General features: G+C 66.7%; 12 protein-coding genes. 5 read left to right on the top strand and 7 right to left on the bottom strand.

Annotated features, from left to right (window positions below):
• Both LQR33_RS23535 and LQR33_RS23530 read left to right on the top strand, forming a co-directional pair.
• Positions 1–490: nucleotidyltransferase family protein (locus tag LQR33_RS23535; RefSeq protein ID WP_231470667.1), on the top strand; the 490-nt coding region annotated here is incomplete at its 5' end.
• Positions 491–570: 80 nt separating this feature from the next.
• Complete coding sequence (locus LQR33_RS23530; RefSeq protein ID WP_221665253.1) at positions 571–2,421, top strand: methyl-accepting chemotaxis protein; 1,851 nt, start codon at positions 571–573, stop codon at positions 2,419–2,421.
• A gap of 3 nt (positions 2,422–2,424) precedes the next feature.
• Here the strand turns inward: LQR33_RS23530 and LQR33_RS23525 are convergent, their stop codons facing one another.
• The 7 genes from LQR33_RS23525 to LQR33_RS23495 form a co-directional block, all read right to left on the bottom strand.
• Positions 2,425–3,432, bottom strand: a complete 1,008-nt coding sequence (locus tag LQR33_RS23525; protein ID WP_231470666.1) for an ABC transporter ATP-binding protein — start codon at positions 3,430–3,432, stop codon at positions 2,425–2,427.
• A gap of 19 nt (positions 3,433–3,451) precedes the next feature.
• Positions 3,452–4,252, bottom strand: coding sequence for an ABC transporter permease (locus LQR33_RS23520; protein ID WP_221668634.1), 801 nt, complete (start codon positions 4,250–4,252; stop codon positions 3,452–3,454).
• Positions 4,249–5,160 (bottom strand): ABC transporter permease, encoded by a 912-nt coding sequence (locus tag LQR33_RS23515; protein ID WP_221668635.1) that lies wholly within the window; start codon positions 5,158–5,160, stop codon positions 4,249–4,251. The genes LQR33_RS23520 and LQR33_RS23515 overlap by 4 nt, the downstream gene beginning before the upstream one ends.
• A 63-nt stretch (positions 5,161–5,223) precedes the next feature.
• The gene (locus LQR33_RS23510) at positions 5,224–6,324 is read right to left on the bottom strand and encodes an ABC transporter substrate-binding protein (protein WP_166438495.1); all 1,101 of its coding nucleotides are present in this window, start codon (positions 6,322–6,324) and stop codon (positions 5,224–5,226) included.
• Between the two features lie 180 nt (positions 6,325–6,504).
• The gene (gene hcnC, locus LQR33_RS23505) at positions 6,505–7,764 is read right to left on the bottom strand and encodes an NAD(P)/FAD-dependent oxidoreductase (RefSeq protein WP_221668636.1); all 1,260 of its coding nucleotides are present in this window, start codon (positions 7,762–7,764) and stop codon (positions 6,505–6,507) included.
• Position 7,765: 1 nt separating this feature from the next.
• Complete coding sequence (locus LQR33_RS23500) at positions 7,766–9,172, bottom strand: FAD/NAD(P)-dependent oxidoreductase (RefSeq protein WP_221668637.1); 1,407 nt, start codon at positions 9,170–9,172, stop codon at positions 7,766–7,768.
• Positions 9,169–9,480, bottom strand: coding sequence for a (2Fe-2S)-binding protein (locus LQR33_RS23495; RefSeq protein ID WP_231470665.1), 312 nt, complete (start codon positions 9,478–9,480; stop codon positions 9,169–9,171). Before LQR33_RS23495 ends, LQR33_RS23500 begins: the two co-directional genes overlap by 4 nt.
• Before the next feature lie 504 nt (positions 9,481–9,984).
• Here LQR33_RS23495 and LQR33_RS23490 point away from each other — a divergent pair.
• From LQR33_RS23490 to LQR33_RS23480, 3 genes are all read left to right on the top strand, one after another.
• Entirely contained in the window at positions 9,985–10,497 is a 513-nt protein-coding gene (locus LQR33_RS23490; protein WP_231470664.1) for a hypothetical protein, read from the top strand.
• Positions 10,498–10,533: 36 nt separating this feature from the next.
• Positions 10,534–11,037: a hypothetical protein gene (locus tag LQR33_RS23485; RefSeq protein ID WP_166438490.1), complete on the top strand. Its 504-nt coding sequence runs from the start codon at positions 10,534–10,536 to the stop codon at positions 11,035–11,037.
• 81 nt (positions 11,038–11,118) lie between these two features.
• A partial coding sequence (locus LQR33_RS23480) for an asparaginase (RefSeq protein WP_231470663.1) occupies positions 11,119–11,978 on the top strand: 860 nt, incomplete at its 3' end.

The following is an 11,978-nucleotide window of genomic DNA, read 5'->3' as shown; positions in this document are numbered from 1 at the left end:
CCGCACGCTGCTGGAGGCCAGCGCCGAGGCGTTTATCGGCCGGCTCGGGCCGTTGGCGCTGGTGCTGCCGGAAGACGACGCCTTCGGGCTGGAGCTGTGCGGCCGTTTGGGCCTGCAGCCGCTGGCCTGCCGGCTCAACCGCGGCGGCATCGGACATTCGCTGGCCTGCGCCGCCGCCTGGGCGCTGGGGCTGCCGGGCTGCCGCGGCCTGGTGCTTGGGTTGGCGGACATGCCGGCGGTGCGGCCGCACACCGTCAGCCAGGTGGCGGCGGCGCTGGCGCGCGGCCAACTGGTGCTGCCCTGCTATCAGGGGCGGGCGGGCCATCCTCGCGGGCTGCCGGCGGACTGCTTGCCCGGATTGCTCGATTTGCGGGGCGATGCCGGCGCGCGCGACATCCTGGACTGGAATGGAGCCCTGAGGCTGGAGCTGGACGATCCGGGCGTGCTGCTGGACATCGATCAGCCGGAGGACATGGCGAAGCTGGTCTGAACCGCGAACCCTGGTATTTACGCTTAGCGGCCGGCCTCTCCTATAGTGAGAAGTGTTCCGGCTCAGGGTGGATGACGGATATGCGGGTTCGCTTCACGGTTGCCCACAAACTGGTGCTGCTGATCGCGCCGCTGGTGCTGGCCCTGTCCTGCGTGGCGATAGGCTACGCCTGGCATCAGCGCCAGTTGCTGCAGGTGCTGGACCGCGATCAGGTGCTCAGCGCCAATATCGAGATGGTGGGAGAGCTGATTCAGCAGCTGCAGGTCGAGCGGGGGCTGGGCTATGGCTATCTCAACCGCCATCAGGCGTTGCCTGCCGAGCTGGTCCGGGCGCGCGCCGCGGCCGATATCGTGCTGCAGAAGCTGCGAGCCCAGCCGCAGGACGAGTTGTCCGACGGCTTGCGAGCCTATCTGGGCCACAGCGTGCCTACGCAGAATGATCTGGACCAGCTGCGCCGAGACATCGACGCCCGCCACATCTCGCCCGCGCCGGAGTTCAACCGCTATTCGGACATGATCGAGCAGCTGTCCGGCATCATCACCCTGTTCAATGCCCAGACGCCCGAGGTGCAAGCCCTGCTGTTGCAGTGGTCGGCGGTGAATTGCCAGAAGGAATTCACCAGCCGCACCCGCGGGCTGGTGACCGGCGTGCTGACAGTGGGCAGCTTCAGCATCACCAATTTCCGGCTGGTCAGCGGCGTGGAGTCGCAGGAAGAGCTGTGCCGCTCGCAATACCGGCAATACGGCGGCGACGAGGCCGCGCTGCGAGCGGCGATGGACCGCAGCCGGCAGTTCGAGTCGGCCCGCGACGCGGTGTTGGCGCGCGGCGCCGGCGCGATGCAGAGCGAGACGCCGGACGAATGGTTCCGCGTCGCCGGCCTGCGGGTGGCGGAGCTGTACCAGCTGCAGGGCCAGCTGTTGCAGCAGATCCGCGGACAGCTGGACGCGCAGGCCAGCAGCGCGCGGGTGTACGGCTACCTGGTGCTGCTGGGCCTGTTGCTGCTGCTGTTCCCGATCGGCCTGGCCGTGCTGGTGGGCCGCAACATCATCCGCACCCTAGGCGCGGAGCCGGACGAGGTGGCGCGGGGCATGCGCGAGCTGTCCGCCGGCCGGCTGGACTTCTTTCTGCCGCTGCGGCGCGGCGACGATCACAGCTTGGCCGCCCACATCCGCCAGATGGGCGAGCGCCTGTCCGGCGTGATCCTGCAGGTGAAGGAGGATGCCGACGCGGTGGCCAACGCGTCCACCGAGCTGAACTCCGCGTCGCAGGGCCTGTCGCAGGGTGCGGCGCGCACCTCGTCCGACGCGGAGGAAAGCAGCAGCGCGATCGACGACATCGCCTGCAGCATGTTCAGCATGGCCGGCGACGCCAATCACGCCGGAGGCATGGCGGACACGGCCAGCGCGCAGGCGGCCGAGGGCAATCGGGTGGTGCAGCAGACGATAGCGGCGATGCGCCAGATCGCCAAACGCACCGACATCATCGACGACATCGCCTACCAGACCAACCTCCTGGCGCTGAACGCGGCGATAGAGGCGGCGAGGGCGGGCGAGCACGGCCGGGGCTTCGCGGTGGTGGCGGACGAGGTGCGCAAGCTGGCGATGCGCAGCCAGACGGCGGCCAAGGAGATCGGCCGGGTGGCGATAGACAGCGTGGAGCTGGCGGAGAGCGCCGGCCAGCAGCTGAGCGACATCGTCGAGTCCAGCCGCCAGACCCTGGATCTGGTGAAGGGGATTTCCAGCGAGGCGACGGCGCAGGCGCAGCGGGTGGGCAATATCAACCAGGCGATGCGGCGGTTGAACCAGCTGTCGCAGGACAACGCCGCCGCCAGCGAGGAATTGTCGGCGGCGGCGCAGGAGGTGGCGATGCGCGCCGACAGCCTGCGCCAGCAGATGCATTACTTCCAGCAGGGGACCGAGCCCGCGGATTGACGCTCAGCGCACCTCGCGCAGATTGTCGCGGTCGAAGCGCAGCCGCACCGGCGCGCCGGCCGGCAGCAGGTCGGCCGCGTGGCGGTTGAGCCGGTCCACCTGTAGCGTCGCGCCGCCGGCGTCCACCTGGTAGCGGATGATGTTGCCCAGCAGCTGGTGCTGGCGGATCACCGCCGGCAGCGCCTGCTCGTCGGCGGCGTCGTCGTTGCCCAGCAGTTCTATCGACTCCGGCCGAACCGCCAGGTGGCCGCGGATTTCCAGGCCGAGCAGCGCGTGGCTCTGCTCGGCGGTCAGCAGATTGTAGTTGCCCATGAAGCGGGCGACGAATTCGGTGGCCGGCTGGGTGTAGATGGTCTCCGCCGCGCCTTCCTGCTCCACTTTGCCCTGATTCATCACGAAGATGCGGTCCGACATCGTCAGCGCCTCTTCCTGGTCGTGGGTGACGAAGACGGTGGTCAGTCCCAGGCGGCGCTGGATGTCGCGGATCTGCTCGCGCAGGTTCTTGCGGATGCGGGCATCCAGCGCCGACAGCGGCTCGTCCAGCAGCAGCACGCGCGGCTCCACCACCAGCGCTCGGGCCAGGGCCACGCGCTGGCGCTGGCCGCCGGACAGCTGGTGCGGCAGGTGGCGCTCGCGGCCGTTCAACTCCACCAGCGCGATCACCTCTCCCACCTTGCGGCGGATTTCGTCCGCGGAGCGCTTCTGCATCTTCAGGCCGAAGGCGATGTTGTCCGCCATGTTCATATTGGGGAACAGCGCGTAGCTCTGGAACACCATGCCGATGCCGCGCTTCTGCGGCGACTGGTGGGTGATGTCGTCGCCGGCCAGGCGGATGGCGCCGCCGCTGGGCGTTTCGAAGCCGGCGATCATGCGCAGCACTGTGGTCTTGCCGCAGCCGGATGGGCCGAGGAAGGTGACGAACTCGCCGGCCTCCACCTTCATGTTGAAATCGTGGACCACGGCCTGCTGGCCGAAGCGCTTGTTCAGATGGTCGATTTGCAGAAATGCCATGATGCTTTCCGTTTCCAATTCAATGTTCGTCTGCGCCGAGGGCGGCGCGGTTGCGGCTGACCACCTGCATCAGCCCCATCGCCGCCCAGGTGACCAGGAAGGCGATGATGGCCAGCGCGGCCGGCTCGTAGGCGCGGTTGGCGCCGATCAGCTGCAGATAGGGGCCGAAGGCCGGGCGGGCCAGCAGGCTGGCCAGCGTGAACTCACCGATGACGATGGCGAAGGTCAGGAAGGCGCCGGACAGGATGGCGGTTTTCAGGTTGGGGAAGATCACCAGCCTGAGGATGTCGAACCAGCCGCTGCCCAGGCTCTGCGCCGCCTCGGTCAGCGAGCGCACGTCTATCGCCGACAGGCCGGTGTCCACCGAGCGGTACAGGTAGGGCAGGGCCAGCGTCACGTAGCCAAACACCAGCAGCGCGTCGGTGCCGCGCTCGCTGCCGGTGAACGGCAGCCAGCCGCCGCTGCCGTACAGGCGCAGGTAGCCGAACACCAGCACGATGGCGGGGATGACCAGCGGCAGCAGGGTGATGAATTCGATCAGCGGGCGCAGCCTGGGCAGCTTCAGCTGGATCCAGAAGGCGGTGGGCACCACCAGCAGGATGCCGGCGAGGATGGTCAGCAGCGCCAGCAGCGCCGAGTAGCCGAAGCTCGCTTGGAAGCCGGGGTCGGTCAGCACCGTTTTATAGGCTTCGAAACTGTAGCCTTCGCGCTTCATCTTCAGGCTGAATTCGAAGGTGGCGATCAAGGGCAGCAGGAAGTAGCCGCTGCCGAGCAGGATGGCGAGCCAGGCGCCCAGGCGCGAGGTGGCGGTGGGTTTCATGCGGCCTCCTTTTGGCTGCGCTTGCGCAGCCAGATGTAGCCGGCGTTGGCGCTGCCGGTGATCAGAACCATGCCCAGCGCCAGCGCGTAGCCCAGGTTCTGGTCGTGCAGCACGTCGCCGTGGATTTGCGCGTACAACAGGATGGTGACGATGTTCAGCGAGCTGCCGGTTAGCGCGTAGGCGGTGGCCACCGCGCCGAAGGCGTTGGCGAACAAGAGCAGCGCCGCGCCGACCATGCTGGGCCACAGCACCGGCAGCGCGATGTGCCGCCAGTAGGCGAAGCCGGAGCCGCCCAGGCTTTCGCAGGCTTCGCGCCATTCGTCCTTCAGCCCTTCCACGGCGGGGGCGATGATCAGCACCATCAGCGGCACCTGGAAGTACAGATAGGTCAGCGTCAGGCCGGCGAAGCTGAGGATGGAGAAGCCGCTGGCGTACAGGTCGAAGTCCAGATACTTGCGCAGCAGCATGGTCACCAGGCCCATCCGTCCCAAGGTGGACAGGAAGGCGAAGGCGAGAGGAATGCCGGCGAAGTTGGAGGCGACGCCGGAGAAGGTGGTCAGCGTCGGGCGTATCCAGGCCGGCAGGCCGCCGCGTATCGCCGCCAGCGCCAGCAACAGGCCCAGCGCGGTGCCCAGGATGGCCGACGCGGCGCTGATTTCCAGGCTGATCTTGTAGGCGCTGAGGATGTTGTCGTCGAACAAGCGAGCGATGTTGTTCAGCGTGAAGTGGCCCTGCGCGTCCTGAAAGGCGCCCACCATCAGCATGCCGGTGGGCAGGATCAGGAACAGCAGCGCGAACAGCAGGAAGGGCGCGACGCCCAGCCACGACAGCAGCGAGGCGCGGGCGGCGCTGGGCGGACTGGCTGTGCGGGAAGAGGGCGTCGGCATGGATTCTGAGGATGCGGACATCGGTGTTTCTCGAGGTGAACGGGCCGCCAGCGGCGGCCCGGAGATGGGGCTGGGCGCAGCGTTTTACTTCACGTTGCTGCCGACCACGCTGTCCCACTGCTTGGTGATGCCGGCCTTGTAGGCCTCTTGCTGCTCGATGGTCGGGAACACCGCTTTCTTGTAGGCGGCGGCGTCCGGCAGCTTGCTGATCAGCTCGGAAGGAATCTTCTTCTTGGCGGTCAGGTCGTTGAAGCGGATTGGGTGGCAGTAGCCCTTAAGCCAGGCCACCTGGCCTTCGTCGGAGAACAGGTACTCCATCCACAGTTTGGCGGCGTTCGGGTGCGGCGCGTAGGCGCTGATGGCCTGGGCGTAGACGCCGGCCACCACGCCGCTCTTCGGCACGATCACATCCACTTTCGGGTTGCCCTTCAGCGTGTCGCGGTCGGCCAGCGCGTTGTAGTCCCAGCGCACGATGATGGGGGTGGTGCCCTGGGCCAGCGAGGCGGCCTTGCCGATCACCGGCACGAAGTTGCCGTTCTTGTTCAGCTGCGAGAAGAATTTCAAGCCGGCGTCGGCGGATTTGCCCACGTCGCCCTTGGCTTGCGCCAGGCCGGCGGCGAACACGCCCTGGATGGCCTGGTTGGCGGCGCGCGGGTCGCCGGCCAGCGCCACGGCGTTCTTGTATTCCGGCTTCAGCAGGTCGGACCAGTCGGCCGGGGCCTTGCTGATCAGGTCGCGGTTGACCTGGAAGGTCAGCACGCCGTAGTAGTCGCCGTACCAGTAGCCGTCCTTGTCCTTGACGTTGTCCGGGATGCTCTTCCAGGTGGACACCTTGTACGGCTGCAGCAGGCCGGCGGCCTTGGCTTGCGGGCCGAAGGACAGGCCGACGTCGATCACGTCCGGCGCCTGCGGTCCCTTGTTGTTCTTGTTGGCCTTGATGGCCTCCAGCTCGTCGGCGGAGCCGGCGTCCGGATTCAGCTCGTTGACCTTGATGCCGTACTTGGCTTTGAAGCCGGCGATCACGTTGCCGTAGCCGCACCAGTCGTGAGGCAGGGCGATGGTGTTCAGCTCGCCTTCCTTCTTGGCGGCCTGGACCAGCGCGGCGAGATTGTCGGCGATGGCCGCGTTGGCGATCAGACCCAAGGCGCCGGCGACGGCGATGTAACCCAGTTTGTGCTTCATCATTGCTCCCCTTCTGCGGCCGGTGGCCTATCTATCGAAAAACTGATGCGATGGTATGAGGGATTGATGACAAAACGACGTCATTAATATGACAAAACGGTTTCAGGCGCCGATGTCCGCCGGCGCGGGCGAAAAAAAACCGCCAGGCCATCAGGCCGTGGCGGCTCAGTGAGAGGAACTTGATCAGGCGTGCAGCGCGAAATCCATCTGTTTTTCGGTGCGGTTGGGGAAGCGGCCGGCCAGGAAGGGCGTGATGTCCAGGGGCAGCGGCTCGCCGCGCACCAGCCCGTTCAGCAGCACGCCGGTGATGGCCGAGGTGAGGATGCCGGTGCGGAAGTGGCCGCAGGCGTTCAGATAGCCTTCGACGCCGTCTTCCGGCCCCAGGATGGGCAGCTCGTCCGGCGTGCCGGGCCGCAGGCCGGCCCAGCAGCGCTTGATGTTGACGTTGGCGAGCTCCGGCACGCAGCGGATCGCGCCCTGCACCAGGCCGTTGATTTCCGGGTAGGTGATGGTGGTGTCGTAGCCTTTGTCCTCGGTGGTGCTGCCGATCAGGATCTCGCCGTTGTCCTTCTGCGCGATGTAGCAATCGCTGGTGGTGATGCAGCCGCGCAAGAGCTTGGGCATTTTCTCGGACAGCACGATCTGGCCCTTGACCGGCTTGACCGGGATGGTGCGGCCGGTGGCCCAGCGCGACAGCTCGGCGGCCCAGGAGCCGCCGGCGTTGATCAGCGTGTGGCAAGAGAAGTCGCCGGCCTCGGCGGTGCTCACGCCGGTGACGCGGCTGCCCTGGCGGGTGACGCCGGTGACGTTGACGTTGAAGAACACGTCGACGCCGTTCTGGCGCGCCGCTTCGGTGTAGGCGTCGGTCAGGCGGAACGGGCTGACCTGGTGGTCGCACAGGAATTCCAGCGCGCCTTGCGCCTGGTCGCTGACATAGGGTTCGTCCGCGCGCAGCTGGGCGCGGTCCAGCCAGCGCACTTCGCTGGCTAGATGCGGAATCTGGGCGGCGATATGCTCGGCGTACAGCTGGTCTTCTTCATCGTAAATGATGTACTTGAGCCCGGTGCGCTCGAACTTGAAGTCCATGCCGTGGTTTTCCATCAGCTCCTGGTGCAGCGTCGGGTACAGCGCGTTGGAGGCCAGCGCGAAGTCGAAGAAGCTTTGCGGCAGGATGTGCGGCGTGGTGGCATCCACGGCCACCGCCGCGCCGGCCGCGTCGCGCTTGCGTTTGGCCGAAGTCATGCGGAAGAAGATCACGCCGCAGCCCAGGCCCACCGACTCGCCGATCGCCCACAGGCCGCCGGCCGACGCGCGCGACGCGTTGCCGGGGCGCTTGCTGTCGATCAGCGCGATCTTCAGGTCGCGGTTCTTGGACAGCTGGTAGGCGCAGGAGGCGCCGATCACGCCGCCGCCGGCGATCACGATGTCGTATTGCTTGCTCATGTCAAATCTCTTCAGTCTGTTGGGCATCGATTGCGGAGAACGCCGAGAACGGCAGCGGGTCCAGCGGGAAGCGCGGGCGTATCCAGCCCACGTCGCGCTTGCCGGTGTGCTCGCGCAGGCGGTCGCTGCAATAGCCGACACACATCTTGCCCTGGCAGTCGCCCATGCTGACCCGAGTGCGCATCTTCAGGCTGATCAGGTCGTTGACGCCCTGCTCCAGCGCGGTGTCGATGTCCTGGCGGGTGGCGTGCTCGCAGCGGCAGATCACGGTGTCGCGCGCCGGCAGCGCCAGTTGGCCGCGGCCGCGGCGGGTGAAGTTGTCTATGCCCTTGCGGAAACGCAGGATGGAGGCCAGCTCGTCCAGGCAGGCCTGGCGGCGGCTCAGCGCCTGCGCCTGGTCCAGCTTGCCCAGCTGCAGCAGCATGGACAGCGCGGCGATGCGGCCGGTGAGGACGGCGGCGTCGCCGCCGCGCAGGCCGCCGATGTCACCGGCCAGGTGGATGTTGTCGCGGCTGCTGCGCTGCCAGTCGTCGTTGACCGGCTTCAGGTAGCCGTCGTCGTCATAGCGGTGCTCCAGGCCCATCTGCTGGGTCAGCTGGGTGCGCGGGATGAAGCCGTAGCCGACGGCCAGCGTCTGCACCTGCAGGCGGCGGCTGCGCGTCAGGTCGGCGTGCCATTCGGCGTCGTACGGCGCGACGGTCACTTCGCCCAGTTCGGCTTCGCCGTGGGCCTCCACCACGCCCCAGCCGTAGTGCAGCGGCACGCCGTGGCGCTTCAGGTAGGCCACCATGCTCAGGCCGTCCAGGAACAGCTGCGGCTGGTTGAGCAGGGCGATCGCCTCCTTGGCCAGGCGGCCGAAGGCGCTGGCCTCGTAGACGCCGGCCACTTCCACGCCGGCGCGGTGCAGCTGGCAGGCGACCAGCGGCAGCAGCGGTCCGGTGCCCACCAGCGCGGTGCGGCCCAGCGGCTTGACCACGCCGCTCTTGATCTGCAGCTGCAGGCCGCCCAGCATGATCACGCCGGGCAGGGTCCAGCCGGGGAAGGGCACGCTGCGCTCATGGCAGCCGGCAGCCAGCAGCAGCTGGGAGTAGGGGATGGCTTCGACCTGCTCGTCCGGCGTCAGCGCGAACAGCTCGCCGTCGCCGCCGCCGACGATGCGGGTGTCCAGCCGGATGTCGACGCGGTTGCGGTATTGCTCAAACTCGCGGTGCAGCGCCTGCATGTTTTCGCGATAGCGCTCGCCCAGGTAGTCCAGCACTACGCCTTCCCGCAGCGGGCCGCGATAGACCACGCCGCCGACGCGGGAAGCTTCATCCAGCAGCACGCTGTCCACGCCGTGGCGGGCCAGTTCCATGGCGGCCGACATGCCGGCCGGGCCTCCGCCGACGATCACTGGTTTCGCGCTCATCTCAGGCCCTCCGTGTTCAGCCGGTTATGGGCCGTTTCCACTTTCATGCCGGGGCTGACCACGGTCTGGCAGGCGCGGCGCTTGTGTCGGCCGTTTATCTTGACCAGGCAGCAATGGCACACGCCCATCCCGCAATAGGAGCCGGCGATCTGCTGATTGTCGTTGCGGCTGACCTGGCGCAGGCCGACGGCGCTGAGCACGCTCAGCACGGTTTCGCCGCTGGCTGCTACGACGGGTTGATCGTTGATGTGTATCGTCAGGGTCTGGCCCTGCAATGCCTGGATATCGTGACTGCGATGTAAGGACATGGTGCACCTTGCTGGTTTTGGCTAGCTGGCGGTTTCTTACCGTGAAGCCGGGGTTCCGCCATCGCCCCGGTTCGTGATTGCGATACAGGTTTTGTTCGCTTGTCGGCTTAATGCTTTTCAGATTTGATGCAAATGGACTTGCTTAATGCAAGCAAAGTTCGTTTTAGCATTATGAAACTGCCATTTGTTTAATTCATGTCAATTTTTGAATTTAAACTCTATAAAAATGACAAACAGACAGTCTGTCTGTTACTTTTTTGCCGACTGTATATATGCAGATCCAAACACGCTTCATGTTCGTTAACCAAGAGGGGAAATTCGGACATCGGCGGGAAAAACGGTTATGCCACCTGGCTTGGGCGGCTACAAACGCTTACACGCCGAAACCTGAATGCTGCTGAATTCATTTCCGGGAGCGGTCAAGCTGTAATCGGTTTTGCAAGGAACTGATTACAGCAGGCCGGACGGCTGAACCGATCCGGCCCGAAATCCAGGAGACGAATGGTGAAAACGACGATTGCCGGCCTCGTCCGGTTGATGCCGTTGGCGGCGGCGTGCGGACTCAGCGCCTGCGTGGTGGCGCCGCCTCGAACGGTGTACCGGCCGGTGGCGGTGCAGGTGGAGGCGCCGCGCAGCTGGCGGCCCGCCGAACATCCCTACTATCTGCATGCGATGAGCGATCTGCGCCAGGCGCGCGCTTATCTGGCGCGCCCTGACTATCCGCAGATCGCCGACGACGAGCGCCGCGCGGTGGCCGAGATCGACGCGGCGCTGGGCGAGATGCAGCGCGCCGCCATCGAAGACGGCAAGGACCCGTGGCATTACGAGCAGCCCGATGCGCGGATGAGTCCCACCGACCGCTTCCACCGCGCGCTGGCGCTGCTGGACGCCGCGCGCCGCGACGCCGGCCACCAGGAAGACGACCCCTGGGTGCGCGATTTGCAGCACCGCATTCTGCATCACGTCGACGCCGCCCATCATGCGGTGCAGCAAGCCATCAACGACGCTTTGCGTTGAGCGCCGGGCCGATTTCGATCATACGAGGAGACAATCATGAAACTGCGTGGAATTCTGGCCATTCTGGCGCTGGCCGCCGCCGGCAACGCGATTTTGAGCGCCCCGGCGCTGGCCGACGGCTGGCGCGACGGCGATGCGTGGACCTGGCAGCAGCACCAGTGGCATCCGGAGGAGCACCCCTACTATCTGCACGCGATGAGCGATCTGCGCCAGGCGCGCGATCTGCTGGCCCGTCCGGACTATCCGCGGGTGATGGACGACGAGCGCCACGCCGTCGATGAAATCAACAAGGCGCTGCGCAAGATGCGCGACGCCGCCATCGACGACGGCAAGGACATCTACGACCGCGCTGAGCCGGACGCGCGCTGGCGGCCGGAAGACCGCTTCCACCAGGCCAAGACGCTGCTGGACAAGGCCCGGCAGGATGCCTCCCACCGCGAGGACGATCCCTATCTGCGTTCGCTGCAGCGCGACATCGTCCATCACATCGACGAAGCGCGCCGCGCCGTCGACGTGGCGGTGTCCGACGCGCTGCGCTGATCCGGTCTGTTCCGCCGGCGTGTGACGCCGGCTGAGGCTTGCGCTACCATCGTCCGCAGACCAAGTGCGATGGAGTATGCAATGAGCCGAATCCTGGTGCTCTACACCGGTGGTACCATAGGCATGGACCACACCCCTGAAGGCCTGGCCCCCGTGCCGGGCCTGCTGCCGCGCCTGCTGCAGCGTTTCGCCCGTCCAGGCCTGGAGTTCGACATCGTCGAATTCGAACAGCTGATCGATTCTTCCGCGCTGACGCCGCGCCAATGGAACCAGATACTGGACGCGTTGGTTTCCCGCTACCACGACTACGACGGTTTCGTCGTCATCCACGGCACCGACACCATGGCCTACACCGCCGGCGTGCTGGCGTTCGCGTTGCGCGGCCTGGCCAAGCCGGTGGTGCTGACCGGCGCGCAGCTGCCGTTGGTCCATCCGCGCTCCGATGGCTGGAGCAATCTGGCCGACGCGCTGGAAGCGGCCTGCCAACCGGACCTCAACGAAGTGGCGATCGCCTTCGACCGGCTGCTGCTGCGCGGCAGCCGCGCCCGGAAGCTGGATGTCGAGCGTTTCGCCGGCTTCAACAGCCCCAACGCCGAGCCGCTGGCTGAGTTCGCCATCCACGCGCATTGGCGCAAGGAGCGGTGGCTGAAGCCCGACGGCGAGTGGAATCCGCTGCGGATAGACGAAAATCTGAAGCTGGCCGCGCTGATGCTGACGCCCGGCCACGGCAGCGCGCTCGCCGGGCAGGCCTTGCGCGACGGCGGGCTGGATGGCGCCGTCCTGCTGGCTTACGGCAGCGGCAACGCGCCGGCCGACCCGGTGCTGCTCGACGGCATCGCGGCGATGACAGCCCGCGGCTGCCCGGTATTGACGCTGACCCAGGCGCCCAGCGGCGCGGTGGAGGTGGGCGCTTACGCCGCCAGCCAGCCGCTGGCCCGCGC

Source organism: Chromobacterium piscinae (assembly GCF_021129175.1).
Lineage (GTDB): Bacteria > Pseudomonadota > Gammaproteobacteria > Burkholderiales > Chromobacteriaceae > Chromobacterium > Chromobacterium piscinae.
The sequence above is the reverse complement of the archived record's forward strand: the minus strand, read 5'-3'. Positions and strand labels throughout refer to the sequence as shown.